Annotated in this window: 30 protein-coding genes; 3 read left to right on the top strand and 27 right to left on the bottom strand. The window is 38.3% G+C overall.

The features are described from left to right. Nucleotides 1-19: 19 nt before the first annotated feature. Genes dapD through rpmH form a run of 7 tightly spaced genes read right to left on the bottom strand, consistent with a single transcriptional unit; the run spans nt 20 to nt 5,108 of the window. On the bottom strand, nt 20-868 hold the full coding sequence (dapD, locus tag U0839_RS01780) for a 2,3,4,5-tetrahydropyridine-2,6-dicarboxylate N-succinyltransferase (protein ID WP_155565572.1): 849 nt from the start codon (nt 866-868) through the stop codon (nt 20-22). 37 nt (nt 869-905) lie between these two features. After that, a complete protein-coding gene (argB, locus tag U0839_RS01785) occupies nt 906-1,838 on the bottom strand; it encodes an acetylglutamate kinase (protein ID WP_155568211.1) in 933 nt (310 codons plus the stop codon). 24 nt (nt 1,839-1,862) lie between these two features. Beyond that, nucleotides 1,863-2,522 (bottom strand): ribosome biogenesis GTP-binding protein YihA/YsxC, encoded by a 660-nt coding sequence (gene yihA, locus U0839_RS01790; protein ID WP_155565574.1) that lies wholly within the window; start codon nt 2,520-2,522, stop codon nt 1,863-1,865. 6 nt (nt 2,523-2,528) lie between these two features. Next, entirely contained in the window at nt 2,529-4,298 is a 1,770-nt protein-coding gene (gene yidC, locus U0839_RS01795; protein WP_413549952.1) for a membrane protein insertase YidC, read from the bottom strand. A gap of 34 nt (nt 4,299-4,332) precedes the next feature. Then, nucleotides 4,333-4,560 (bottom strand): membrane protein insertion efficiency factor YidD, encoded by a 228-nt coding sequence (yidD, locus tag U0839_RS01800; RefSeq protein ID WP_155565576.1) that lies wholly within the window; start codon nt 4,558-4,560, stop codon nt 4,333-4,335. Further along, nucleotides 4,561-4,917, bottom strand: coding sequence for a ribonuclease P protein component (rnpA, locus tag U0839_RS01805; protein ID WP_198185369.1), 357 nt, complete (start codon nt 4,915-4,917; stop codon nt 4,561-4,563). A 56-nt stretch (nt 4,918-4,973) separates the two neighbouring features. Continuing rightward, nucleotides 4,974-5,108 carry a 50S ribosomal protein L34 gene (rpmH, locus tag U0839_RS01810; RefSeq protein ID WP_110438144.1) on the bottom strand — a complete coding sequence of 45 codons (135 nt, stop codon included), beginning with the start codon at nt 5,106-5,108 and terminating at the stop codon, nt 4,974-4,976. A 188-nt stretch (nt 5,109-5,296) separates the two neighbouring features. Between rpmH and U0839_RS01815 the strand changes: the two genes are divergently transcribed. Next, nucleotides 5,297-5,710, top strand: a complete 414-nt coding sequence (locus U0839_RS01815) for a hypothetical protein (protein ID WP_413549953.1) — start codon at nt 5,297-5,299, stop codon at nt 5,708-5,710. Here the strand turns inward: U0839_RS01815 and gloA are convergent. From gloA to folK, 20 genes are all read right to left on the bottom strand, one after another. Then, entirely contained in the window at nt 5,707-6,096 is a 390-nt protein-coding gene (gloA, locus tag U0839_RS01820; protein WP_155565579.1) for a lactoylglutathione lyase, read from the bottom strand. The genes U0839_RS01815 and gloA overlap by 4 nt on opposite strands. Continuing rightward, nucleotides 6,097-6,960, bottom strand: a complete 864-nt coding sequence (locus U0839_RS01825) for an LpxI family protein (protein WP_155565580.1) — start codon at nt 6,958-6,960, stop codon at nt 6,097-6,099. Nucleotides 6,961-6,967: 7 nt separating this feature from the next. Further along, the gene (gene lpxA, locus U0839_RS01830; protein ID WP_155565581.1) at nt 6,968-7,843 is read right to left on the bottom strand and encodes an acyl-ACP--UDP-N-acetylglucosamine O-acyltransferase; all 876 of its coding nucleotides are present in this window, start codon (nt 7,841-7,843) and stop codon (nt 6,968-6,970) included. Nucleotides 7,844-7,929: 86 nt separating this feature from the next. After that, nucleotides 7,930-8,385 carry a 3-hydroxyacyl-ACP dehydratase FabZ gene (fabZ, locus tag U0839_RS01835; RefSeq protein ID WP_347400847.1) on the bottom strand — a complete coding sequence of 152 codons (456 nt, stop codon included), beginning with the start codon at nt 8,383-8,385 and terminating at the stop codon, nt 7,930-7,932. A gap of 98 nt (nt 8,386-8,483) precedes the next feature. Then, nucleotides 8,484-9,551: a UDP-3-O-(3-hydroxymyristoyl)glucosamine N-acyltransferase gene (lpxD, locus tag U0839_RS01840; protein WP_413549955.1), complete on the bottom strand. Its 1,068-nt coding sequence runs from the start codon at nt 9,549-9,551 to the stop codon at nt 8,484-8,486. Nucleotides 9,552-9,577: 26 nt separating this feature from the next. Continuing rightward, the gene (locus U0839_RS01845; protein ID WP_122124277.1) at nt 9,578-10,429 is read right to left on the bottom strand and encodes an OmpH family outer membrane protein; all 852 of its coding nucleotides are present in this window, start codon (nt 10,427-10,429) and stop codon (nt 9,578-9,580) included. Nucleotides 10,430-10,480: 51 nt separating this feature from the next. Next, nucleotides 10,481-12,904, bottom strand: coding sequence for an outer membrane protein assembly factor BamA (gene bamA, locus U0839_RS01850; protein WP_155565941.1), 2,424 nt, complete (start codon nt 12,902-12,904; stop codon nt 10,481-10,483). 199 nt (nt 12,905-13,103) lie between these two features. Next, nucleotides 13,104-14,210 (bottom strand): RIP metalloprotease RseP, encoded by a 1,107-nt coding sequence (rseP, locus tag U0839_RS01855; RefSeq protein ID WP_155565582.1) that lies wholly within the window; start codon nt 14,208-14,210, stop codon nt 13,104-13,106. Nucleotides 14,211-14,235: 25 nt separating this feature from the next. Further along, nucleotides 14,236-15,393, bottom strand: coding sequence for a 1-deoxy-D-xylulose-5-phosphate reductoisomerase (gene dxr, locus U0839_RS01860; protein ID WP_155565583.1), 1,158 nt, complete (start codon nt 15,391-15,393; stop codon nt 14,236-14,238). 45 nt (nt 15,394-15,438) lie between these two features. Beyond that, entirely contained in the window at nt 15,439-16,317 is an 879-nt protein-coding gene (locus U0839_RS01865; protein ID WP_413549956.1) for a phosphatidate cytidylyltransferase, read from the bottom strand. Next, on the bottom strand, nt 16,310-17,083 hold the full coding sequence (locus U0839_RS01870; RefSeq protein WP_155565585.1) for an isoprenyl transferase: 774 nt from the start codon (nt 17,081-17,083) through the stop codon (nt 16,310-16,312). Before U0839_RS01870 ends, U0839_RS01865 begins: the two co-directional genes overlap by 8 nt. A gap of 25 nt (nt 17,084-17,108) precedes the next feature. Then, complete coding sequence (gene frr, locus U0839_RS01875) at nt 17,109-17,630, bottom strand: ribosome recycling factor (protein WP_155565942.1); 522 nt, start codon at nt 17,628-17,630, stop codon at nt 17,109-17,111. Nucleotides 17,631-17,717: 87 nt separating this feature from the next. Further along, the gene (gene pyrH, locus U0839_RS01880; RefSeq protein WP_110438157.1) at nt 17,718-18,461 is read right to left on the bottom strand and encodes a UMP kinase; all 744 of its coding nucleotides are present in this window, start codon (nt 18,459-18,461) and stop codon (nt 17,718-17,720) included. A 114-nt stretch (nt 18,462-18,575) separates the two neighbouring features. Continuing rightward, complete coding sequence (gene era / locus U0839_RS01885; RefSeq protein ID WP_155565586.1) at nt 18,576-19,460, bottom strand: GTPase Era; 885 nt, start codon at nt 19,458-19,460, stop codon at nt 18,576-18,578. Beyond that, nucleotides 19,460-20,212, bottom strand: a complete 753-nt coding sequence (gene rnc / locus U0839_RS01890; protein ID WP_155565587.1) for a ribonuclease III — start codon at nt 20,210-20,212, stop codon at nt 19,460-19,462. Before rnc ends, era begins: the two co-directional genes overlap by 1 nt. After that, nucleotides 20,209-21,069, bottom strand: a complete 861-nt coding sequence (lepB, locus tag U0839_RS01895) for a signal peptidase I (RefSeq protein WP_155565588.1) — start codon at nt 21,067-21,069, stop codon at nt 20,209-20,211. Before lepB ends, rnc begins: the two co-directional genes overlap by 4 nt. A 69-nt stretch (nt 21,070-21,138) precedes the next feature. Beyond that, a complete protein-coding gene (gene acpS / locus U0839_RS01900; protein WP_198193030.1) occupies nt 21,139-21,561 on the bottom strand; it encodes a holo-ACP synthase in 423 nt (140 codons plus the stop codon). Nucleotides 21,562-21,577: 16 nt separating this feature from the next. After that, nucleotides 21,578-23,845, bottom strand: a complete 2,268-nt coding sequence (locus tag U0839_RS01905; RefSeq protein WP_110438162.1) for a RelA/SpoT family protein — start codon at nt 23,843-23,845, stop codon at nt 21,578-21,580. 70 nt (nt 23,846-23,915) lie between these two features. Continuing rightward, nucleotides 23,916-24,323 carry a DNA-directed RNA polymerase subunit omega gene (gene rpoZ, locus U0839_RS01910; RefSeq protein ID WP_110438163.1) on the bottom strand — a complete coding sequence of 136 codons (408 nt, stop codon included), beginning with the start codon at nt 24,321-24,323 and terminating at the stop codon, nt 23,916-23,918. Between the two features lie 57 nt (nt 24,324-24,380). Continuing rightward, nucleotides 24,381-24,878, bottom strand: a complete 498-nt coding sequence (folK, locus tag U0839_RS01915; protein WP_413549958.1) for a 2-amino-4-hydroxy-6-hydroxymethyldihydropteridine diphosphokinase — start codon at nt 24,876-24,878, stop codon at nt 24,381-24,383. 179 nt (nt 24,879-25,057) lie between these two features. Between folK and U0839_RS01920 the strand changes: the two genes are divergently transcribed. Then, entirely contained in the window at nt 25,058-25,603 is a 546-nt protein-coding gene (locus U0839_RS01920) for an NYN domain-containing protein (RefSeq protein ID WP_110438165.1), read from the top strand. A gap of 62 nt (nt 25,604-25,665) precedes the next feature. Continuing rightward, the coding region (locus tag U0839_RS01925; protein WP_413549959.1) for a uracil-DNA glycosylase at nt 25,666-26,256 on the top strand (591 nt) is incomplete at its 3' end.

A 26,256-nucleotide genomic window follows, 5' to 3' on the forward strand; every position in this document is an offset into this window, starting at 1 on the left:
AACCAATCTTTTTCAGTATTTAACTTCTTAACAGCTCATTGATTGAAGTTTTTGAGCGTGTCCTTTCATCTACACGTTTGATAATAACCGCGCAAGCCAATCCAGGTAAAGTATTGCCGTCTTCACTTACCGCTTTTTTAGGCGGAAGGGTTCCGGGAACAACAACTGAATAAGCTGGTACCCGTCCCATGAACACTTCTCCGGTATTACGATCAATTACTTTCGTTGACGCACCTAAAAATACACCCATTGAAAGGACACTGCCTTTTTCAACAATAACTCCCTCTGCCACTTCACAGCGGGCTCCGATAAAACAATCATCTTCAATAATGACTGGAGCAGCCTGCAGGGGTTCCAATACTCCACCAATACCCACACCACCACTGATATGACAGTTTTTACCGATTTGTGCACAGCTCCCAACCGTTACCCAAGTGTCAATCATGGTTCCACTATCCACATAGGCACCCACATTGACAAAACTTGGCATCAAAACAACATTTGAAGCAATATAGGCTGAACGACGTACAATTGATCCTGGAACAGCACGAAAACAGGCTTTTGCAAAATCGGCATCCCCCCAGTTGTTGAATTTTAATGAAACTTTATCATAAGCGGCAATGCCAATTTCACTTTTCATGGCATGATTATCGTAAAGACGAAAAGACAAGAGTACCGCCTTTTTAATCCATTCATGTATTGTCCATTTTTGATCGGCTTGTGTTGCAACCCGTAACTTGCCAATATCAAGAAGATTTAATACTTGATCGACCGTTTCCCTTGCAACTCCCTGTGTTGTGGGCGATAATTGGGCCCGATTTTCCCATAATTTATCAATTTCATTTTGCAAGGCATCTATATCTGTCATAAATTTTTTCCCTTATCAAATAATAAAATAATTTATATTATAATACTTTACCAGAACGAATTAAGGTCCCTGATCCACCTTCAGTAAATAATTCCAGTAAACAGGCATGTGGTACTCGTCCATCCATAATTACTGCAGCTTGGGCGCCAGCTTTAACTGCCTCTAGACATGTTTCAATCTTTGGAATCATTCCACCTGTTATAATTCCTGATGCTATTGCTTCCTTGGCTTCCTCTTCCGTTAATTCAGAAATAAGATTTCCATCTTTATCCAAGACACCCGGTACATCAGTTAACATAAATAATCTTGATGCCCTGACTGCTCCGGCAATTGACCCTGCGGCAATATCGGCATTAATATTATAGGTTTGCCCCTGTTTATCGGTTCCAATAGGTGCGACAACAGGAATTAGTCCAGAACCAGATAAAGCATATAAAACCCTAGGATCAATATGAACAGGTTCACCAACCAGTCCCAAGTCAATTGTTTTCTCACACTTGAGAGTTTCATCCCAGACATGTTTAACAAGCTTGTGCGCCTCGATTAAGCCGCCGTCTTTACCTGATATACCCACTGCCAAAGCGCCAGCCTGATTAATGAGGGTCGCAACCTGCTTGTTGACTGTCCCGGCCAGAACCATTTCAATCACATCAATTATAGCCTCACTCGTAATACGCAAACCATCAATGAAATTCGATTCAATTTCCATCCGCTTCAGCATTTGATTTATTTGGGGACCTCCCCCATGAACAATTATTGGATTGATTCCAACCTGTTTCAAAAGCGCAATATCATGACCGAAATCGTTTGACAAGTGATTGTCAACCATGGCATGACCACCATATTTGATAACAATCGTATCACCCGTATAGCGTCTTAAATATGGCAAGGCTCTTGCAAGCGTCTTGGCTTGTTCATGCGCCTCTTTGGCAGCTTCCTTAACTGACTCTAACGATTGATGATTACCCATAATAGTTAAATCCTGATGATTCTCTTAGATAAGCTGAGCCAAATCAGCCCGAAGTTCTTGAATACCTATATTTTTTTGACTGCTTGTAAAACGTATATAAGGATAGGCAGCAGTATGTTTTGCAATCAAGTCCTTTATCTCTTGTTCTTTTTGTGAAAATTGAACCGAGCTCAAACCATCACATTTTGTCATTACAATCTGAAATGTAACAGCCGCTCTATCCAATAAATTCATAATCTGATGATCACTTTCTTTAAGCTCTATACGAGCGTCAAGCAAAAGCATAACCCTTAAAAGCGTTGGTCTTCCCCTTAAAAAGGAAAACATCATCTTTTGCCAATCTTTTTTAACGGATTGAGAGGCCTTGGCATAACCATAGCCTGGCATATCAACAAAGACCAAACAACCACCAATATTGAAAAAATTCAATTGTTGAGTTCTTCCTGGCTCTGAAGAAGCTCTTGCCAGCATTTTTTGTCCTGTTAACGCATTAATCAAACTCGATTTACCTACATTTGAACGTCCGGCAAAAGCAACTTCCGGTAATAAGGAGGGTTCAAGCTGATTTAACCGTTGTGCACCAAAGAAAAATTTTGCTTCTCGAGAAAAAAGAAGCCGCCCAGCTTCAATAAACTGGGCATTTTCATCATTTTGATGAGTGGATATGCCATCTTTTGAAAACATGGCCACCTATCCTTTTTTTGATTTAGAAATGGCTTGCTTTTCCTTGATTGCCATATGTTTTTGAATAACAAGCTGCTGAATTGCTGTTAACAGGTTATTCCAACTATAATAAATTACCAATCCAACAGGTTGCGTAGCCAGTACAACCATAAAAATAACTGGCATCAATTGAAACATTTTCTTCTGGACAGGATCAATTACTGCAGGATTCAATTTTTGCTGCAAGAACATTGTTGCCCCGAATAACAAAGGCCAAATACCGACATGCAACAAAGGTGAAATAACAGAAGGATCAAAAGGAATAAGACCAAATAAATTCAGTATATTCGTTGGATCCGGTGCTGACAAATCATGAATCCATCCAAAAAACGGCGCATGTCGCATTTCAATTGTGACGTACAAATCCTTATACAAACACCAGAAAATCGGAATCTGAATTAACATCGGCAAACAACCACTGGCAGGATTTACCCCCTGCTCCTTGTACAATAGCATCATCTGCTGATTCATCTGTGCCTGGTCGCCTTTATAGCGTTCACGAATTTCTTTCATTTTTGGCTGCAATTCTTTCATCTTGCCCATCGAATGAAATTGTTTTGAAGCCAAAGGATAAAAAACAAGCTTTACAATCAAGGTAAATGTTAATAAAGCAAGACCGAAATTACCCCATAAACTATTTAACCAATCCAGAACGATAAAAATTGGATAGGTAAGAAATGAAAACCACCCGAAATCAACAGATTTCCAGAAATTGGGAATATGATATTCTTTTTCATAGCGGTTAAGAAGGTGAAGTTCCTTCGCACCAGAAAATACATTTCCATCCGTTACGACAACCTCACCAGGTCCTACAGAAATTGGCTGTTGTGAAGTGAAACCAACCTGGTATGTCCCTTTTTGATTTTCTGAATCTCCTGAATTATTCGCATGATCTTCTGGAACAAATCCATAATGAACTGTCACATTCTTATCCTGTTGTGGAACAATGGCATTTAACCAGTATTTATCGGTTATACCCGCCCAGCCCCCTTTACTGTTCTGACTCCAGGCAATATGATGTTCCCCTTTGGAATTTTCCCGCAGATATTTATAGGAATTTTGTTCCAGACGATCATTTATAATTCCTAATGGCCCTTCATGCATTAAATAGCCGCCAACCTCTTTTGGTGCATATCCACGATTAACACGTCCGTAAAAAACAAAATGAACGGGTTGACTTGATTTATTCTTAACCTTTTGCTCAATATGAAAAAGATATTCCTTATCAAGTGAAATAATTTTCTGGAATTCAATTCCTGCACCATTATCCCAAGTCAGGGTTAAAGGGTGGCCAGGAGTTAATTTTTCTTCATCCGCCTTCCATACAGAAGTTGAATCAGGAAATTTAACAGACGTATTATCCGTATTAAACCAACCTGTTTCAATATAATTGGGTTTTTTACTATCTGCCTTGTCAAGGACTCTAACCAATGGTGAATCAGCTTTAACCGTTTCATGATAGTTTTTTAAAACCAAATCATCGAAAACAGCACCCCGAAGATTGATTGATCCTTTTACAGCGTTTGCCTCAAAAGGAATTCTCACTTCAGGACCAGTCACTTTTGCTATTGTTTTAATTTCATGAGGAATATTGGACTGGGACTGTCCGGTTCCAGTTTGTTGAGTCACCTGTTTTTCATTTTCATGCACTGAAGACGTTTGAGGCGTAAAATATTCAAATGCAAAAAGAATTAAAACAGAAAGTAAAGTCGCCAGAAAAAAGCGCTTATTATCCATTCAAAGCCAGCCAATCATTCTTTGTTTTAGAAAACTAATAACTTGTTTTTTTTGGAGGAACAGGGTCATTTCCACCCGCATTCCAAGGGTTACATCGCAAAATGCGCCATCCACCAAATAAAATGCCCTTTACAACACCATGTTGTTCTATAGCTATCTTCATATATTCACTACAACTTGGATTAAAACGACAATTATGTCCCAAAAATGGGCTTATACACAACCGATAAAAATCAATTGAATGAATAAGCAATTTTTTCATTTACGCATCAAATTTCATGCCAGCCTTCTTTAAAGCATGGTAAAAATCGTGGACGATATGGGGATAAGGTTTTGAAAAAGTTTTGTTACGTCCTATTAGAACCAAATCAACCCCACATAGACATATTTCTTTTCCAGCTTGATAAATCACGGCTCGCAATCGACGTTTTATACGGTTTCGCACAACCGCGTTTCCTACTTTTTTTGTCACGGTAAACCCTACCCTTCCCGGTTGATTATCATGCCTGTTCAAGAATTGTAATACCAAACTGGATGTAGGGATTTTTTGCCCTTGAGCAGCCACTTTCAAAAAGTGCACTCTTTTTTTCAAGTGTAAAAGCTTAAAATCTGATTGAATTGACTGAACCCTTTGTAACCTTATCTTTCTAAAAAGTCGTTCTGACAAAGCAGATCTTACGCAGAAAGACGTTTACGACCTTTGGCCCTACGACTTGAAATAACCTTGCGACCGCCAACAGTAGCCATACGTGCACGAAAACCGTGGCGATGTTTACGAACAATTTTGGAAGGTTGATAGGTACGCTTCACGAAATTTCTCCTTAAAAATATTGCAAATTGTATTTATTCCAGAATAAGCCATCAAAGGTCAACAGAATAATAACTCTTAAAAAGCTGTTTATAATCTGATTATGGGAAATCGTCAATCAAACTCAATAGCCATAAAATGTTTTTTATGATATTTTAAGAGAATTACTCAATATATATAATGCTTGAAAATGACATTTCATAAAAATCAATTCCATTTATGCAAAAATTTATTAAATTATGTTGTCTATTTGCTTGAAGGCGTTTTGGTTTATTTAATTTTAATGTTACTCTATAAATACAATTTAGATATAAAGCTGATTTTGCTATCTGGTTGCCTGATTTTTTGTGCAACTCTTTTTCTAATGAATTTCTTGTTTCAATCGCAAATATATAAAGTTAAAAACAATCATTATCGACAACTTTCACTTTTAAGACATGATGTTAAGGGCTTGTTATCACCAGCCTTATTACAGGCCGATCGCATCATCCTCAATAAGTCTGCTGATAAAAAAATTATTCAATCAGCAGAATCAATCGCCAGTTCTATTGAAAAAACTTCTGATTATCTAAATTCCACAAAAAAGATTGATAATTTATTCTAATTATTTTGAATGAGTTCAATTTTGTAACCGTCTGGATCCTCCACAAAAGCTATGAATGTTTTCCCAAATTTAACGGGTCCTGGTTCACGAGTAATTTTGCCACCCGATTGTCTAATTTTCTCAACCAATTGGGTAACATCATCAACACCAAAAGCAAGATGACCAAATCCTGTTCCCACATTATAGGGCGTTTCACATCCCCAATTATAGGTCAGTTCGAGTTCTGCCCCACCTTTGTCATTACCTTGATAGGCCATATAAACCAATGTATACTTACCCTCTGGCACATCCTTACGACGCACTTCATGAAGCCCCAGTGTTTTATAAAATGAAATGGACTTGTCAAGATCGAAAACCCGAAGCATTGTATGTAAAAACATTGACATTCAATTTTCCTTACGCAAATATTTTTGTTCAAATGTCACAGGATTATAGCTTAACAGAAACAGGCCTTTTTGATTTGCAATTGCAACCATTTCGTCTTTGTGGATTAATAACGTTCCCTCTGCCTCGAAGGCGATACCTCTTAATCCGGAATAATGGGCATTATATACCGTTTTTGGACCAATGGTTGGCATATCGGCTTTTCGTTCCTGATTCGGTTTGACCTGTTTGATCAAAATGCCGCCCAAACCTGGTTGCTGACAGTCTTTCGCCCGTTTTAACATGGCATCAGTTCCTTCCATGGCTTCTACAGCAATAACCAATTCATTTTGAACAATACAAGCCTGTCCAATATCAAGCTCTCCTATAACTTTATTAATTTTAATTCCTTTAACAATATCCTGTAAAGCCAATTTATCTGGAATAACATCTCCTAAAATTCCCTCATATACAGGCTGTAAAAATTCATGAGCTCCTCGTACCGTAAACCCTTCCTCATTTAGCACACGAACAAGGGAGGCAAGCAATCCATCATCTCCAGCAAAAAGGGCCTTACCTATTTTTCCTAATATTCTTACCCCTTCCGAGTCTGGACGAAGATCAAAAAACGATGGTCGTTTCACTGGTCCAATCAAGACAAGTTCTTTACAATTATTCTGGCGTAAAATATTTAGAATATGTCCTGCAGCGGCTAATCTTACATATTCATGTGGCCAAGAGCTGACAATATGAGGTTCTGCAAAATCCTTAAAAGCCACAATAAAAATAGAATATCCTTTTTTCTTTGCAGCTTCTGCAACCTTTCCTGGCAAAGGTCCTCCTCCTGCCAAGATACCTAAAACAGGCTGTTGTCGGTTTTTATCCATCTAATATTTAATCATCATTTTCAGAAGAGGAAATCATGCGTCCAACTTTAACCAATCCACGTCGGCTCGGATTCTGAATAAAATCCAGTATTTCCTTTACACGCTCAATATGTCCATATTTTTCGTGCGCTAATTTCAACCGTTCATCAAAAACCATTTCTTGTTCATTTTCTTTCGGGAAAAGTATTCGATAAACACCTCTTAAAGCATGCAACTCCTGATTTTTAACCCCATTTCGTTTCAGCCAAATCCAATGCATTCCCACCAAACGGGCCCGATTACCTATTACACTACCGTAGGGTATGACATCAGATTCAACTCCTGTTACACCCCCTACCAAGGCCCCTCTACCAATTCTTACGAATTGATGAATAGCTGCACATCCCATAATTCGGGCATCATCATCTATGTGAACATGCCCCCCTAGGACAACATTGTTCACAATGATCACTCTATCTCCTAAATAGCAATCATGTGCAATATGAGAGTTAACCATTATCAGACAATCGGAACCTACGCGGGTCACCCCATTTCCGATAGCTGTTCCGCGATGAATTGTCACTTGTTCCCGAACAATGGTACGGGCACCAATGATACAGCTTGTCAACTCACCTTTATATTTCAAATCTTGCGGGGCCAAACCAATTGTAGAGAATGGATAATAGACTGAATCTTTACCCAAAACAGTTTTTCCCTCGACAATGACATTTGCTATAAGTTTTGCACCATCTTCAACAACAACATCATCACCAACAATACACCATGGACCAATATGTATTCCCTGTCCCAACTTAGCTTTTTCAGACACAATTGCCGATGGATGGATATAACAATCACGAGAGGAACGATTTTTTTGTATATTTTTTGTCAGAGTTTCCTCCATCCCCTTAAAATACTTTAAAAATAACTCAATATCTATAATTATGATAAAATTAAGTTTATATTTTAAATATTTCCATAAATGAATTTTTAGCCAACAATCATGGCACTGAAAATTGCCTCAGCCACTGAAACTCCATTAACTTTTGCTATACCGCGAAATTTCCAGACATTTGCACGGTTACGTTCTTTTTCCACATGAATATGCAATTGATCCCCTGGAACAACCGGCTTTCTGAATTTCGCGCTATCCACAGTCATAAAATATACAAGTTTACCTTCGAATTCACTTCCGAGTGTTTTTACAACCAAAACCGCTGCCGTCTGAGCCATAGCTTCAATTATTAAAACACCAGGCATAACAGGATGTCCCGGAAAATGCCCAATAAAAAACTGATCATTTACCGTAACATTCTTAATTCCTGTTGCAGAGCTTCCCAATTTTACATCAACTACACGATCAATAAGCAAAAATGGATATCGATGCGGAATAGCCTTCATTATTCCCTCGATATCAATAACAGATATATCGATTTCACTATTTATTGTATCTGATTGAACTGTAGAATTTTCTAGATTTTTATTCACGTTTTCAAACCATTATAAGAACGAAAAAATTAATTATTATTGCAAAACAAGAATGTTCATTCCTTTTCTTTTGAAGACGACTTAACAAGACGCCTTAAAAAAGCAACATTTCTGAAAAACTCTCGAAAAGGCATTGCCGGACTACCAATTACATCGGATTTAGCATCAATATCCGACATTACACCACATTGTGCACCTATTCGGGCATGTTCCCCAATATGGATATGTCCAATCAAACCTGCCTGTGCAGCAATTGTAACGAAATCCTCCAATCGGGTCGAGCCGGATATTCCAGCCTGGGCTACCACAATGCAGCATTTTCCCATTTGGACATTATGTCCGATTTGAACTAGATTATCTATTCTCGATCCCTCACCAATAACCGTATCTCTTACCGATCCCCGATCAATTGTTGAGTTAGAACCAATTTCAACATCATCTTTCAGGATAACTTTACCTATTTGAGGCACACTTAAAAAACCATGTTCACTAATGGCAAAACCAAATCCATCCTGTCCTATCCTAACTCCTGGATATAATGTAATTCTATTCCCCAGAATTGCACAGCTCAAAGAAACATGACTTCCAATTCGACAGTTTTCACCAATTTCCACACCCTGTTCAATAACAGTATGGGACCCAATAATTGAACCCTTTCCAATTTTCACGTTTGCCTTTATCACTACAAATTCCTGGATTTCAACTTCATCATCAATCTGGGCAGTTGAGTCAATACAGGCAGAAGAATGAATACCGGCTTGAACCGAACTTTTAGGATAAAACAAAGATGCTATTCTCGCCCATTCCAAATACGGGTTTTTTGTTACCAATGCATGAGAATGATGGGGTATTTTATCTGCAAAAGCAGGTGAAACAATTATTAATCCGGCTTTTGTTTGAGATAGCAAGTCAATATATCGTTTATTATCAAGAAAACTAACCTCATTTTGCGTGGCTGATTGCAAAGGTGCAATTCCCATTAAATCAAAAGATTTATCTCGACCATTGCATGCTGGAACAAATTTGGCTTCAGAAGTCCCAATAATCTGTTCCAAGGCAATAGGCGCAGACTTTTTAAAAAAACGAGAATCACCAGGACAATTATTAATTGTATTCAGATTCACTTTATAATAACACCTGATTTTATTAATTATTTAGTTGTTTTCTTTGGTTCAACCGCTTTGGTCTGAGGTTTTTGAGGTTCAGGGTTCGCTGTTGTTGGCATTGTTCCACTTTTTGCCAATTCTTCAGGATCGACATTTGCCGCAGGCACAAAAACAGATGGTAGATTTTTATTAAGCTCTTTTAAAACATCATTTGTAATATCGAGCTCATTAACGCTTAATGCGACTTGCTCACGATGTAGTACCAAATTCATATTATGACTGGAAGCCACATTCTGAATGATCTGAATCAATTCACGTTCAATCTGTCCAAAAGAAACTTGTGCCGCCTCTTGAATAATCCTGCTTCGATTGCGAAAATCCTTTTGTGCCTTTAAAACACGTGCCTGTAACTGACGTGCACGCGATTGAATTTGTTCAGAAGTCATTGTTCTAGCTTTTGCCTGAATTTGCTGCTGTTCCGAACGCCAAACTTTTTGTTCTTTTTGAACATCCTGTTGCAGATTGTCCCTACGGGCTTCCAATAATTTTGAGGCTTCAAGATAAGCGGTTGATTGACGCATAACATCCGGAACACTGATTACCCCAATTACAGCCTGTGGTGGTGGATTGGATTTTGCAATAGGGGCTGGTGTCGGAATTGGTGGTAATGGCAAAACAGGCTGATTTTGATTCTGCATGTCGGTTTCATCGGAATCATCCGTGTCAGGAACAGAAGCAACCGGTACAGCTTTACTAACATTAGCAGTGGAATGCTTTACTGTTTTTGGCGTATTGATAACAGGTTTTGTCTGGCTCCCTTTAGGAATGAACCATCCATTATTCTCGTCCGCGGCATGGACAGAATTATTAAATCCAGAAAATGAAGGAATAATCATTAACCCTGTCACCGCCAAAAAAAGCTTTAAATTTTTTGCCATTATAAATCCTTAAAACTGTTGTCCAAAACCAAATCTTAATAGTTGTACCCGGTCACGTCTCTGTTTGACAATAGGTATACCAACATCAACATTCAACATACCGAAAGGACTTTTCCATGAGATACCAGCACCAGTACTTACACGCGGTGTCATTGAATTTCCCCAAATCGGTGTATAACGATCTCCATCAGTCGCTTTATTGGTATAACGGCGTTTGACACGCATTCCTCCCAAAGCACCCATATCCACAAAATAACGACCCATTAAACCCAGATCACGTGAAGCGGGCATGGGAAAATTAACTTGTGCTGAAGCCGTGTACATGAAACGACCTCCCAGGAAATCTTCCTCACCATGGGATTTACCCTCAACCACATGACTGATTGGATGGGTTCTTGGTCCAACTCCACCATCATAGAAACCACGCAGATTGTTACCACCAAGATAAAAGTTATCAATAACGCTTCTATGATTATGTCCTGAAATATCGCTTATATACCCTGCACCACCACTGATACTCAATGTCCAATCACGATTACCGGTAAAATCATCCAGGGGGAAATACTGGGCAGCATCAATTTTACCGCGAACATATTTCGTGTCACCACCGACACCAGCAAAATCACCACCCAGGCGAACCAAGGTTCCACTGTGAGGATTCATTCTTGAATCTCTCGTGTCATAAGTAATCGTCGTACCAATTTGCGACAAGAATGAATAGCCTTTTTGATCAAGAATATAGAAAGATGAGTGGCTCCAAATATCATGAACCCTTCTTTCCATAATCGAATATGTCCATTGCTGTGACAGAACGTTATTAAACGCGTATCCGATACGGAAAGTTGCGCCATACCTGTTTTCGGCATAGTTCTGATAAGTCTGATAATTATTTTCAAGATAGAATATATCAATTCCCGCAACCATATTTTTACCCAGAAAATATGGATCTGTTATCGAAAAATCAGCTTGTCGAGCATAATAGGCCATCGTACCGTTAATTCCCGCATCAACCCCTGTTCCAAGGAAATTACGCTGCCTTAACCCTATATTTCCCAACACACCGGAATCCGTAGAATATCCTCCCCCTAGTGAGAATTCACCTGTTGGTTTTTCCTGAACATTTACAGAAACCATTCGTTTATCAGGAGCGGAACCTTTACTTTTTTCTACTTTGACAGTTTTGAAATATCCCAAATCCTCAACTGATTGCTTTATATATTTCTCGGTTGTATCAGTAAAAGGATCATTTTCAGCTATAGGCAACTCACGACGGATAACCTTATCCTGAGTCACCGTATTACCGTTAATGTCTATCCTCTCAACATAAACCCTCGGCCCTTCCATAACATCAAAAAGCAGATCAACAATCTTTTTTTCCGGGTTACGCGCAATTTCAGGTCTTACCACAGCAAAGGGATGCCCCTGTGACTGCAATGTCTCCTGAATATCTTTAGCTAAGTCATCAATTTCCTTGCCATCATAGATTTGCCCTTTACGTATTGGAATCATCCGTTGAACTTTTTCAGCTGTCACATTTTCAACATTTGAGCGGGCATCAACCTTACCCAGACGATATTGAGGCCCCTCTTCCATTGTATAGGTGATGTAAAAAGATTTATGGTCAGGTGATAATTCACCCGTAGCATTGATCATTTTGAAATCGACATAACCGTTACGTAAATAAAATCTTCGAATCAATTCCGCATCATAACGGACACGTTCCGGATTATACTGATCGGAAGAGGAAAAGAATCGATACCACGCAGCTTCTTTTGAAGAGGTTACCTGACTTAAACGTGCCTCACTGAATGCATGGTTACCAACAAAAGTAAGTTTTTTAATTAAGGTTTTAGGACCCTCATCAATTCTAAAAACAACATCAATACGATTATGAGACAGGTTGATAATTTGTGGCGTAACAGTTACTGAATAACGTCCTTTTGCACCATACATGGCTAGGATACGCTGACGATCAGAAGCAATCAGTGAAGGGGAATAAACAGAACGCGCCCTCAAGGAAGTGTATTTCTGAATATCCGTATCCTTGAGTTTGGAATTACCCTCATAAGCTACACGATTGATAATCGGATTCTCTATAACCTTGATTTGTAACGTACTGCCGGAACGATGCAGACTTATATCTTTGAATAAACCTGTGGCATAAAGTGTTTTTAAAGAACGATCCAATAAATCCTTATTAAATGGATCACCTGGTTGAGCCAGCATATAAGAAAGAACTGTCGGGGTTTCAACTCGATCATTTCCATATACTTCAATTGATTGGATAATGCCGCCCTGTTTCGTTATTTGATTATCAACAGAACGCTTTTTATTACGGGATTTTTTTATAAAACTTCGACGATAATCCGCTTTTTTATGATGAGATGCATAAGAAGTTTTACTTGTTGTTTGAGCATGTAACGATACGCACATAAAAGGAAATATGCATACAGAAGCAAACAACGCCGAACGTTTACCGGACAAATCAGCCACCCTTTATTACCAAAACAAATCCATTCAATTCAATATCACAAGAAATACAACAATTAAATCAAATTTTATTTCTTAAACTAAAGGGGTAACGATTTTTAATCCTTTTTACAAGTTTTTGATTACAGAAATTGAATAGAATTTATTTACTGTGGCTTGTAAACCAGCTTATCAAACCCAATTGTGATATATCGTTATATGTTGAAAATAAAAAAAGCAACAAAATCAATCCGAAACCGATTTGAAATGCCCATGCCTGAATTTTTTTATGCACAGGTTTACGACATACAGCTTCAATAACATAAAATAATAACCGTCCTCCATCCAACATTGGAATCGGAAACAAATTGATAAGACCTAAATTAATGGATAAAACTGCCATCATTAATATTAATTGATCAAAACCTTTTTCTGCAACTTGACCAGAAATCTGGGCTATTTTTATTGGTCCGCCCAGTTCACTCAAGGAACGTTGTCTGGTGACCATCTGCCCCAGTCCAATAACAGTGTCAGCGGTTATATTCCATGTTTCACGGAATGCATACACGACAGAATCTTCGATTGACAATCGATGTTTTTCAACAAAAATTCTGCCCATGACAATCCCCAACTGCCCTACTGATTTATGGTCAATTAATTTTGAACTAATTGTGATCGGCAATGAAACTCCCTTACCTTCTCTCTTCACAATCACCGTTGTCGTCATTCCCGGATGCTTTTTCGCAAATAAAGCCAGGGATTGAGCATCAGGATTTTTATATTTGTCAATTTGAATAATTATATCATGAGGCTTAATACCAGCTTGACTGGCAGCACTATTGGGAACAATATTTTCCACCACTGGTTTAATAAAAGGTTTACCTGAAATTGCGAATACACCGGCAAACAGGATCACGGCTAAAACAAAATTAAAAAAAGGTCCTGCAAAAATAACGATTGAACGATCCAATACAGGTTTTGCATGAAATGTCTTCCCCGGAATCCAATTTGCTTTTTGTTCATCCGTGGTATCTTCCGGATCTTCAAATCCATGCGGTTTTACGTAACCACCCAACGGAATAGGACATAACCGCCATTCGGTTCCAACTTTATCACGCCATTTATATAGCGGTTTGCCAAAACCAATTGAAAATACGTCGACATGAACCCCACGCCAACGTGCAGCCAAATAATGACCAAGTTCATGAATGAATACAAGCACTCCTAATACAAATATGAAAGAGATAATTGTTACTATAAACGCATGCATCCAGTCTTACCCTATATTTCTTAGATTAGTTATTGTAATTGTTCAGCCACTCTTTTGCGCAACGACGAGCTTCCATATCCCAATGCAACACATCTTCTAGTGAATTCGCCGTCGGTGCACCAAGTTTTTGCATGACGGTTTCAACTAGAACCGCTATATGGAGAAAACGAATTTTTTCATGAAGAAATGCATCAACTGCCACTTCATTGGCTGCTGATAGAATAGTTGGCGCACATTTACCAGCTTTCAAGGATTCACGCGCCAATCTTAAAGCTGGAAATCTTGTTTCGTCAGGTGCTTCAAAATCCAACTTTCCTGCCTTGGCAAGATTCAATCGTTCAACATTTGAATACATTCTCTTCGGCCACGCCAGAGTATGAGCAATTGGAATTCTCATATCTGGAGAACCCAGTTGCGCCAAGATACTTCCATCTTCATATTGTACCATACTGTGTACAATGGATTGAGGGTGGATTAAAACATCAATTTTATTCTCGCTTACGGAAAACAACCTGGCCGCCTCAATAATTTCCAACCCTTTATTAAACATTGTTGCTGAATCAATGGTAATCTTGGCACCCATCGTCCATGTCGGATGTTTTAAAGCCTGATCTAGTGAAACATTTTTCATCTCTTCAAGGGAAAATTTTCGAAATGGCCCACCAGAAGCGGTTAGAATGATTTTTTCAATTGCATTATATTGTTTGTCCGCCATTGACTGAAAAACAGCATTGTGCTCGGAATCAACAGGAAGTAATGTCGCGCCAGCCTCTTTCACGGCCTTTAACATCACATCTCCAGCTGAAACCAAGGCCTCTTTGTTAGCCAAGGCAACATAACGACCATTTTTAACGGCGGCCAAAGTTGGTTCCAAACCAATGGCACCAGTAATAGCCGCCATTGTCCAATCAACAGGAATAGCTGCCGCTTCCAAGACAGCCTGACGCCCTCCCATTACCTTTACAGGGAAAGAATTCAGCAATTCTTTCAATTCTGGTAAAAATTGATCTTCTGCAATAACAGCATATTCAGCATTAAGCCTAATTGCCTGTTCAGCAAGTCTTTTATAATTCTTGCCCCCAATCAAGGCAACCGTTTTGAACGCCTGGGGATCTTGCAACAAGAGATCAACTGTCGAACACCCAATACTTCCTGTACAACCCAATATTGAAACCGTCTTCATTTCCTGAAAATCCTCTTCATGTCCAAAACCAGAATGCTCCCTTAATTATTTAAACAAATATAAAGGTATATTAGGTTTTATATTAAATATTAATTGATTATTAGCTAGCGATCCACCATTCCATTTGACACCCTCTATTTCAGATGGCAGGAAGAAAGTAAGAAGAGCAACCAAAATTGATACTGTCAACAAAGCATCGCAACGATCCAGAACCCCCCCATGTCCCGGAATGATTTTGCCTGAATCTTTAACACCTAAAATACGTTTAAGTTTACTTTCAAGCAAATCACCAATTTGCGCCATAATACCGATAAGAACACTCAAGACACATCCGATAAGATAGGAATGTTCAATTCCTTGATTCAAATATCCAATGATACAGGCACCGACGCAGCCAGCACCAATCAATCCACCTATAGCCCCTGACCAGGTTTTGCCAGGAGAGACAGAAGGAATAAGTTTGGGACCACCAACAAGTTTTCCAACAAGATAGGCACAACTGTCACTTGCAATAACAACCGAAACAATCCAGATGACCATCCAGGTTTGAAAGCCTGTCATAAACCGTAGCCATAATAAAGATAAACCAGCGCCACCGATAATCACTGATCCCAACCATAATTGCGGTCCAAAGATAAAGGCAAACCCCAATATGATATAAAGTGATTGTGTCCACATCCCTTCAAGGGCGGCGCAATAGGCTATAACGGGCCAAAATAAAAACAGACATCCTTTAAAATTTTTATAACTTATTTTAAAAAGATTTTCCCATTCATATACCATTACGATACTTATAATGGAAATCATACCGATGTAATACCATTCACCCCATACGATACAAATCAAAGCAACAGGAACAATAATCACTGCAGAAACAATTCGTACAGGCAAATCCTGCCAGGAAGCTTGCTGATTACTATTCACTATCTTCTAATCCCGGTCTGACACCAAAACGTCGTTCCCGACGAATATAAATATCTATAACCCTATCAAAATCCTTTTTGTCAAAATCTGGCCAAAGCGTATCAATGAAAATTAATTCAGCATAAGCGGCCTGCCATAAAAGAAAATTCGATAATCTGCTTTCACCACTTGTTCGTAAAATAAGATCTGGATCTGGTATATCTGCCGTAAAAAGATATGATGCAAATAAATCTTCTGTTATGTCCCGTGAATCAAGCAACTTGTCAACCCGATCCTGACAAATTCTCTTAACTGCCTGAATAACCTCTCCTCTCCCTCCGTAGGAAAGAGCCAAAGTCAGGACAAGCGCATCATTATTCTTTGTCAAATATTCCACTGCATGCAAATCGTTTTGAAGATTTTGGTCAAAACGTGTAATATCACCGATTATACGAATACGAATATTCTGCTTATGAAGCTTTTTAACTTCACTTTTAAGGTAAAATTTCAAAAGGCCGGTTAAATCTGATACTTCCTCTGGAGTTCTTTGCCAATTTTCAGAAGAAAACGCATAAAGAGTCAACCATCTTATCTTTTTTTCAATAGCAAATTCTATACTTCGCTTAACCGCCTGTGCACCTGCACGATGTCCGGCAATTCTCGGCAATCCTCTTGCAGCCGCCCAACGACTGTTGCCATCCATAATGATCGCAACATGTTGGGGTATTTCACAATCATCCATAGTTGATGATATTTTGACATTATCATGAACAGTAGGTAAAACCATTAATTATCAACCTGATGTTTATGATCTATACCTGTTTAATGTCACGTTCTTTTTCAGCAAAAACCTCATCAATTTTATTGACATACTGATCTGTTATTTTCTGAATTTCATCAGACCAATCTTTTACATCATCTTGGCTGATTTCACCTTTTTTTTCAGCAGCTTTGGTTTTGTCCATTCCATCACGACGAACACCCCTCACCGCAATTTTTGCATTTTCAGCATACCGGCTTGCAGCCTTAACCATTTCATTACGTCGCTCTTCGGTTAACTGTGGAATAGGCACTCTAATTAATTGCCCGTCAGGAATAGGATTCAATCCCAACCCACTTTCCCTTATCGCCTTGTCTACAGCGGATGCTAGCGTCTTGTCCCATACTTGAACAGATAACATTCGTGATTCTGGCGCTGTAATGGAAGCGACCTGAGTAATTGGTGTAATGCTTCCATAAGCATCAACGCGAATAGGCTCCAGCAAGGCCGGAGTTGCACGTCCCGAACGCAACCCTGCCAGATCATGCTTAAAAGATTCAATAGCGCTCTGCATACGTCGTGTCAGATCCTGCTTTAAACTATTAATATCATCAACCACATCAACACCTTTTAAAATTATTAAGATTATTTAATTTATCTTTTACTTATGATTTGAAGAAGAAGCAACCACTCTGGTACAAACACCATTACCCAACAACACATTTTCAAAATTGCCCTCTTTGTGTACATTAAACACTATCATTGGCAACTTATTATCCTGAGCCAGACTGAAAGCCGTCGCATCCATGATATTTAATTCCTTGATGAGAGCCTCAGAATAGGTGATTGTATCATATCTTTTGGCATCAGGATTGTTCTTGGGGTCGCTATCATAGACACCGTCAACCTGTGTCCCTTTCAGCATAATATCACATCCCATCTCAATGGCTCGCAACGCTGCAGCTGTATCCGTAGTAAAATAGGGATTTCCCGTACCCGCCGCAAAAATAACCACCCGTCCCTGTTTTATATGTGAAATGGCCTTGTTTCTTACATAATTTTCTGCAATCTGAGGAATATCAATCGCCGACATGATACAGCTTTCAATATGATGCTGTTCCAAAACATTATGCAAAACAATTGCGTTAATCACTGTAGCCAGCATTCCAGCATAATCACCATGAACACGATCTATTCCCTTGGAGGCTGCAGTCATGCCACGAAAAATATTGCCACCACCGATTACCAAACAAACTTCCACACCAGACTTAACAACATTGGCGATATCGCTTACAATAGCGTTTGCAACTTTGGGATCGATACCATAACTACCTTCACCCAGTAAAGCCTCACCTGAAATTTTCAATAAAACTCGTTTAGGAACAATTTTTTCTGAAGAAACCATTATAAATTCACATTGTAAATAAAGTTTTTTTAAGTGGTTAAAGATATTATATCAGCCATTAAAATTTTGAAAGAATGAAAATAAATTTTAATTGATTAACAAACAATGCTTATCCTATGAAAGATCAAGCCCTATGGCTTTTAATCGATTATTTTCACTATCCCAATTCTTTCTTTCCTTAACTGTTAAAAAAACGTGACATGGCCGTTCCAATAAACGAGAAAGTTCTTTTCGGGCCCGTTCACCGATCATTCGTATTTTTTGTCCTTGATGCCCAATTATAATCGCTTTGTGATTGGGTTTAGAGACATATATTACCAAATCAACCCGTATTGAATGATCAGATTTTTCTTTGAAACTTTCTGTTTCAACGGTTATTGCATAAGGAATTTCTTCATGAGTCTTCATAAAAATTTGTTCACGCACCAACTCGGCAGCAAGCAACCGGTCTGGCAAATTGGTCAAATCATCATCTGGATATAGCCATGGCCCTTCAGGAACCTCTTTTGCCAGTGCTTCCATTAAATCATTTACACCATTCCCCTTTTTCGCACTCACCATAAAACTACGTTCTATTGAAAGTAAACTATTAACCTGATCTGCAAGAGGCAACAGTTTCTGGGGGATAATTTTATCAATTTTATTTAATACCAGCCAAATACGGCGGCTAGTTTCCTTCAATTTTTGAATTATAAGGTTAATCTCTTCATTTAATCCATTATGTGCATCCAGAATAAAAAGGGTTATATCTGAATCCACCGCACCGGTCCAGGCATTTGAAACCATCAATTCGTCCAGACGTCTCTTAGGCTTAAATATACCTGGTGTATCGACCAAAAGAATTTGAGATTGCTGATGCATAACAATTCCCAATATCCTCATTCTTGTTGTTTGTGCCTTGGGGCTGACAATTGACAATTTCGCCCCTACCATTTGATTTAACAAAGTTGATTTACCAGCATTTGGCGCGCCTATTAATGCAACAAAACCGCAACGCATCACTTATTACCCTGTCTCTTGATTTTATTAACCTTATTTAGTTTGCCCAGCAAATCCTTGGCTGCCGCACTCTGTGCACTTCTTTTGCTTCCCCCTTTACCTTGTCCCTCCATATTTTGTGCCTTGACGTTTATAATAAATACAGGCGTATGGGACGGACCCTCCTGGGAAACCAATTCATATACTGGTAAAGGCAATCCTCTTGTCAACAGCCATTCTTGCAATGCTGTTTTTGAATCTTTGGGAGGCAGCGCCTGCGCTTTCATAATATCAACCCATAATTTACGGACGAATTTTCTGACAGGTTCAAGTCCTCCATCAAGATACATCGCCCCCAAAATAGCCTCTACAGCATCAGCCAGAACACTTTCGGTATAATTGACCCCGGCTTTTTCTTCATGTGACGCAACATGAATACTGTTATGAATTTCAAGTTTTGATGCTATTTTTGCCAAAACTGTTTTGGACACAAGATTGGCATGACGAGGTCCAAGATCACCTTCCTGCTCATCCGGAAAACGTTCCAATAACCATTCCGCCATCACCAATCCTAAAACACGGTCACCAATAAACTCCAACCGTTCATTTGACCGGGCTCTTTTCTTTTTTTTATGTGCATATTTTTGTTCATACACTGCGGAACGATGGGTTAAAGCCTTTCGGAACAATGACTTTTTTACAAATTCATATCCCAGTTTATTTTCAAGTTCTTTTTCAGAAGAATTCAGGGAGTTAATAGTTATTTTTGTCATTTTACCGCTTTAAACAATCTATCCCAACGTATTTCAACTGGCCAATACCAAAATTGCCAAACTGGATGCTGACTATCATAAGAATAAAAAATAAACTGCACTTTCCCGATTAAGTGATCAATTGGGACATATCCAAGATAATCTGGCGAATTAGGATCTGTGAATCGACTGTCCGCACTATGTTCACGATTATCACCCATAGCGAAAAAATGTCCCTGAGGCACCTTGTAGATAACAGTATTATTTACGTTTAATTCCCCATTCCATAAATAGGGAGATTGTTCATATTCATCAAAATCTTTTTGCAGAATATCGTGTTTAACAATTTTACTATTGGCTGGTAGGAATTCAGTAAATCGATGATCCACTTCAACAGGAACAGAAGAATTCTCTTTATAGTGATATTCTCCTCTAAATTGACGTTCAACGGCCTTGCCATTTACGTATAAAACACTATTTTTTACCTGAACAGTGTCTCCCGGCAAACCGATAATTCTTTTTACGTAGTAATCGTAGGGAGGCTTAGTACTTCTGAAAACAGCTACATCTCCTCTTTTCGGAGCTTTATACCATAGCCTGCCTTTAAGATCCGGATGATAGAAAGGTAAGGAATAGCGAGAATACCCATAACTGTATTTACTAACAAAAATATAATCCCCAACCAGAAGGGTCGGGATCATTGAACCAGATGGGATATTGCAGGGCTCGAATAGTAAAATGCGTATAACAAGAATAATAAGACCACCCCAAAAGATAGTAGAAATCAATTCCTTGATCTGATGCCATATTGAATCATGTTTTTCATTATTTCCTGTATCTTTTACAGGTTTATTTATCTTATCCTGATTATTTTCCATATAAACAATCTATCTTGTTAAATTCCTAATAGGTGCCCGATTTAGATGCGGTATTTCAAAGTTTCACGATCACTGTTCATTTACGGTATTCATTGGAAGCATTTCAATAATAACTTGCGCAAATGCATAAGGATATTCATCACTCATGGTCAGTAAAATATTCGTTTTTTTATTTTTATCAATTAATTTTTGTAAAGATCTGAAAGCGCCATTATATAATCTTAATGTTGGTTTACCTTTTTCGTTATTGACAATTTCAATATCCTTGTAAAAAACCTCTTCTGTAAATCCCGTACCCAATGCCTTGGCACAGGCCTCCTTTGCTGCCCACCGCTTGGCATAAGTCCCAGACTTAAGTTTGTCTGATCGCGTTTCAGCCTTTTTTATCTCTTTATCAGTAAATATACGATGAAGAAAACGTTCCTTATGGTGTGTAATGACTTTTTCGATACGACGAATGTCACATAAATCTGACCCAATACCAATAATCACTTTATTTCTCCATTAATCATGAACATGATCGTTCAACATGGACAATCCCCTTGACCATTTGCAAACCATTGATAACCTGATTTAAATGTGTAAGGTCTTTAACTTCCACATCCAAAAGAATTTCGATGAAATCCATATGTCGGTTAACAATTTTCAAATTTATCAAAGAGCCATCATACTGAACAATACGATTGGCAATAGTTGCCAGAATGACGTTGTCGTTTTCCGCCACAATTTTAATACGCGCTGTATAATTTTTCTGTCTATTCACCTGGTTTAATATATCATAGTCCCAATCCAAACTCATAAAACGTTCTGGGGTAGCAGAAAAACTGTTTAATGTTGAACATTCCTTGCGATGAATAGTGATCCCCTTGCCTGTTGCAACAATACCAACAATGGCATCATCGGGAATTGGATGACAGCAACCCGCAAAATGAACCACAATTCCCTTATCCATACCTTTCAATGGGGAAGAGAATTTATGATCGTCTTTATTTTTATTTTGGCTAATACGGCCTTTATCGCTTAACCCGGGCACAAAACGAGGGGCACGTTTAATAGGTTTTAATTCTGGGTAAGCAACATATACTATATCTTTGGCAGAAATATTATCGCTACCCACCGCTATATATAATTCATCAAGAGAGGTTTGTTTAAAATTCTTTAGAACAGTTTCAAGAATTTTTTGTGATCCATCAACACCTTCCTGCCGAAAAGCCTTAGCCAACGCAACGCGTCCAGCTTCCATTTTCAATTCTTTTTGTTGATTACTGACAAAATGACGAATTCGAGCTCTTGCTTTTCCAGTAACTACAAATCTTTCCCAGGATGGAGAAGGGTTACCTTCCCGTGCAGTCATAATTTCCACTTGATCGCCATTTTTTAATTTTTGGCGCAAGGGGATAAGTCGTCCATTCACTTTTGCACCAACACAACGATCCCCAACCTGACTATGAACCGCATAGGCAAAGTCGACAGGTGTCGCTCCTCTTGGTAGCTGGATCAATTCCCCTTTCGGTGTGAAACAAAAAACGAGATCCTGATATAATTCCAGCTTCGTATTTTCCAAAAATTCATCTGGGGCTGTTGAATCTTCAAGAATTTCAAGAAGATCCTGAACCCAGCGTAATTTTTTCATCTTGGCAGCAATGCCAATAACCTGGTCATTATTTTTACTGTTTTTGTTAATAATCGGCAGCTGCTTATATATCCAATGAGACGCAACACCATTTTCAGCAATATCATGCATCTCTCTTGTACGGATTTGAATTTCAATTTTCTGATTGCGGGGAAAACGCAAGGTTACCCCCGTATGAATACTCTGATAACCATTGGCCTTGGGCGCTGAAATATAGTCTTTAAAACGTCCGGCTACAACAGGGTAATGACTATGCACTATTCCAAGGGCTGTATAACAATCCTCTTTGGTTTCAACCACAATTCGAAATGCCATTATGTCGGAAAGCTGTTCAAAGGTAACCTGCCTTCGCTGCATTTTTTCCCAAATAGAGTAACAAGATTTTTCCCTTCCCGTTACCTCGACCTGCTTCAACCCACCCTTTTGGCAGATTGCCTTAAGCTCGGCACAGACTTCCTCAATAATATCTGCACCCTGTCCACGCAAGAAATTTAAACGCGCTTTAATAGAAGCATCTGCCTCAGGTTCCAAAACAGAAAATGCAATATTTTGCAATTCCCTTTTCACATTATCCATTCCGATACGTTCAGCCAATGGCGCGTAAATATCCATTGTTTCACGAGCAATACGCTGCCTACGATCCAGTCTTTGAACATAGTGTAAAGTACGCATGTTATGCAGACGATCAGCAAGCTTGACAATCAATACACGTATATCCTTGGACATCGCCAAGACAAGTTTACGAAAATTTTCAGCTTGTTTTGTCTTATCAGATTGTAATTCAAGCCTTGTCAGTTTGGTAACGCCATCCACCAAATCTGCAACAACCTTGCTGAATTCTTTTTCTATAAATTCTCGGGTAATTTCTGTATCTTCTATCGTATCATGCAAAAGACCTGTTACGATAGAGGCAATGTCAACTTTCATATGAGCCAAAATATTTGCCACAGCCAAAGGATGTGTAATATATGGAGCCCCATTGTCACGATACTGTTTCTCGTGTGCTTGAACAGAAATTCTAAAAGCTTTCTCTACACAAGCAACATTCGCCTCCGGCTCATATTTCCGAATACGATCAATTAGTCCAGCGCAATCAATTTGATTGCTTTCACTCAAGGCTATGGGAAAGCTGATATTTTCCACTTATAATCCAAAAATTAAATGACACTCTTATTTAATTTTATAGATTATAAAACTGAAAAATAAAATTAAATTATTCCTCTTTATTTTCAGAAGCCATACGACGACGATCCAATTCATGCATTATTTGATTAATGTTCTCAAAGGAATTTGTCGGTTTGGCCTGTTCTTCCTCGATTGAAACATCTTGAAGGCCAAAGATATTTTTTTCCGCTGGGATCAGATCTGCAACCTCTTCCTCCACTGGTTCAGGTTCAGGAGCACGAGTCAGGGTACGGATAATATCATTTTTAATTGTTGCAAGATCAATTTTTTCATCTGCAATTTCTCTTAGGGCAACCACTGGATTTTTATCATTGTCACGATCTATAGTTAACGCCTCACCTCTTGAAATGTTGCGTGCTCGTTGTGAAGCATAAAGCACCAATTCAAAACGATTAGGAATTTTTTCAACACAATCTTCTACAGTCACGCGTGCCATTCAAATTAATCTCCAGATTCAAAAGGATTTTACCAATATCATATTTTTATCAAGAAATCAAATGTAAGGTTCAATACCCTGATCAGGTGGTAGTTCTGATATTAATTCATCAAGTGATTTCTTGCTTTCGGGATGAATCCAATTTGGCAATACATCTCTTAAGGGATATAAAACAAAAGCCCTTAAATGTGCCCGGGGATGCGGCACGATCAATCGTGATGAATCTTTGATGATTTTGTCATGATATGCGATTATATCGAGGTCAAGCGGGCGAGATTCATTTATCTTTTGACGTATTCTACCTGCTTTGTCCTCCAAATCATTTAAAATTGACAGTAAATCTTCGCATGGAATTTGACTATCAAATAATATGACACCATTTATATATAAAGGTTGAGATGACGGCGGAATTGGTGTAGTTTGGTACATTGGAGAAACGATCATGGAGGTATCATTAAGTTTTTTACCCAAATAATAAAATGCTTTTTGACACATTTCATAAGGGTTGTCTCCCCATGCTCCTGGAAGGTTACTTCCTACTGAAATAATAATCATAGTTTTGTAATAATTACCTAAATAAATAAATTTACATCAAAAGGATACAAAATATCTCGCCTTTTAATGTAAAATTGATATAACCTATAAAATGTTGATATAACTGATAAAACAAATTATGTATAACGATTTTTATTCTTATTTAACTCCTGCTTTCAAAAATTTTAAGGTGCTTATAAATGTTTCTTAAAAATAATGAAAAGGTCTGCTTATTTATCGATGGAGCAAACCTTTATTCCGCATCACGTAATCTGAATTTTGATGTCGATTACAGAAATTTACTCAATTTTTTTAAAAAACAATGTAACGTCATTCGTGCCTATTATTATTCTGCTGTTCTGGATACAGAAGAATATTCTCCATTAAAACCCCTGACTGACTGGTTGGCCTATAATGGGTTTCTTCTGGTTACCAAGAATGCCCGTGAATTTACAGACCAAAATGGTCGGCGAAGGGTAAAAGGAAGCATGGATATTGAATTGGCTGTCGATATGATGGAAATTGCTCCAAAAATTGATCATGCCATATTATTCAGTGGTGATGCCGATTTACGACGCCTTGTTGAATCCGTTCAACGACAGGGGGTACGTGTTTCTGTCGTATCTTCTATCAAAACCAACCCACCCATGATTGGTGATGAATTAAGAAGACAAGCCGATCAATTTATTGAATTAACAAGCATTGCACCCGAGTTCACTCGACGGCCAAATGAAGCCCAACAATAACTATACATAATCTTTATATCCAATTTTATTACAGTCTATTTTTTCAAAAAATATTTAATTTCATGATAAATTTAACACCTGACATAAATTGTAGCATTTGTCCTCGTCTTAAAAATTTTAGAGAAGAAAATAAAGAAAAATTTCCCACAGGCTGGAATGCACCTGTTCCAACCTGGGGGAATATTGATTCAGAATTACTTGTTGTTGGTCTAGCTCCGGGATTAAAAGGGGCAAACTTGACCGGGCGTCCTTTCACGGGAGATTATGCAGGCATTTTACTCTACAATACTCTTATCAAATACAAATTTGCCTCTGGAACTTATCAGGCTGATCCCAATGACGGTTTGACCCTGATCAATTGTAAAATCTTAAATGCCATTCGTTGCGTGCCACCTCAAAATAAACCCACAACGCAAGAGGAAAAAAACTGTCGCCCTTATTTGAAATCAGCAATTGAAAATATGATGAATTTAAAAATTATTTTGGCGTTGGGTGTAATTGCACATAAAAATATTTTGTCATGTTTTAACATTTCGAATTCTAAAGTGAAATTCAAGCATGGACAATATATTCAACTAAATGAAAAAATATCGCTGGTCGACAGCTATCATGTATCAAAATACAATACGAGTACCAGATTATTAACAACGGAA

Source organism: Commensalibacter sp. A3DC, assembly GCF_047307945.1.
GTDB classification, from domain to species: Bacteria; Pseudomonadota; Alphaproteobacteria; order Acetobacterales; family Acetobacteraceae; genus Commensalibacter; species Commensalibacter melissae.

What these genes read in the sequence shown, in the direction of transcription:
- dapD (WP_155565572.1), bottom strand. Translation starts at nt 868, where the DNA reads ATGACAGATATAGATGCCTTGCAAAATGAAATTGATAAATTATGGGAA.
- argB (WP_155568211.1), bottom strand. Translation starts at nt 1,838, where the DNA reads ATGGGTAATCATCAATCGTTAGAGTCAGTTAAGGAAGCTGCCAAAGAG.
- yihA (WP_155565574.1), bottom strand. Translation starts at nt 2,522, where the DNA reads ATGTTTTCAAAAGATGGCATATCCACTCATCAAAATGATGAAAATGCC.
- yidC (WP_413549952.1), bottom strand. Translation starts at nt 4,298, where the DNA reads ATGGATAATAAGCGCTTTTTTCTGGCGACTTTACTTTCTGTTTTAATT.
- yidD (WP_155565576.1), bottom strand. Translation starts at nt 4,560, where the DNA reads ATGAAAAAATTGCTTATTCATTCAATTGATTTTTATCGGTTGTGTATA.
- U0839_RS01815 (WP_413549953.1), top strand. Translation starts at nt 5,297, where the DNA reads ATGACATTTCATAAAAATCAATTCCATTTATGCAAAAATTTATTAAAT.
- gloA (WP_155565579.1), bottom strand. Translation starts at nt 6,096, where the DNA reads ATGTCAATGTTTTTACATACAATGCTTCGGGTTTTCGATCTTGACAAG.
- U0839_RS01825 (WP_155565580.1), bottom strand. Translation starts at nt 6,960, where the DNA reads ATGGATAAAAACCGACAACAGCCTGTTTTAGGTATCTTGGCAGGAGGA.
- lpxA (WP_155565581.1), bottom strand. Translation starts at nt 7,843, where the DNA reads ATGGAGGAAACTCTGACAAAAAATATACAAAAAAATCGTTCCTCTCGT.
- U0839_RS01845 (WP_122124277.1), bottom strand. Translation starts at nt 10,429, where the DNA reads ATGATTATTCCTTCATTTTCTGGATTTAATAATTCTGTCCATGCCGCG.
- bamA (WP_155565941.1), bottom strand. Translation starts at nt 12,904, where the DNA reads ATGTGCGTATCGTTACATGCTCAAACAACAAGTAAAACTTCTTATGCA.
- rseP (WP_155565582.1), bottom strand. Translation starts at nt 14,210, where the DNA reads ATGCATGCGTTTATAGTAACAATTATCTCTTTCATATTTGTATTAGGA.
- dxr (WP_155565583.1), bottom strand. Translation starts at nt 15,393, where the DNA reads ATGAAGACGGTTTCAATATTGGGTTGTACAGGAAGTATTGGGTGTTCG.
- U0839_RS01870 (WP_155565585.1), bottom strand. Translation starts at nt 17,083, where the DNA reads ATGGTTTTACCTACTGTTCATGATAATGTCAAAATATCATCAACTATG.
- frr (WP_155565942.1), bottom strand. Translation starts at nt 17,630, where the DNA reads ATGCAGAGCGCTATTGAATCTTTTAAGCATGATCTGGCAGGGTTGCGT.
- pyrH (WP_110438157.1), bottom strand. Translation starts at nt 18,461, where the DNA reads ATGGTTTCTTCAGAAAAAATTGTTCCTAAACGAGTTTTATTGAAAATT.
- era (WP_155565586.1), bottom strand. Translation starts at nt 19,460, where the DNA reads ATGCGTTGCGGTTTTGTTGCATTAATAGGCGCGCCAAATGCTGGTAAA.
- rnc (WP_155565587.1), bottom strand. Translation starts at nt 20,212, where the DNA reads ATGACAAAAATAACTATTAACTCCCTGAATTCTTCTGAAAAAGAACTT.
- lepB (WP_155565588.1), bottom strand. Translation starts at nt 21,069, where the DNA reads ATGGAAAATAATCAGGATAAGATAAATAAACCTGTAAAAGATACAGGA.
- rpoZ (WP_110438163.1), bottom strand. Translation starts at nt 24,323, where the DNA reads ATGGCACGCGTGACTGTAGAAGATTGTGTTGAAAAAATTCCTAATCGT.
- folK (WP_413549958.1), bottom strand. Translation starts at nt 24,878, where the DNA reads ATGATTATTATTTCAGTAGGAAGTAACCTTCCAGGAGCATGGGGAGAC.
- U0839_RS01920 (WP_110438165.1), top strand. Translation starts at nt 25,058, where the DNA reads ATGTTTCTTAAAAATAATGAAAAGGTCTGCTTATTTATCGATGGAGCA.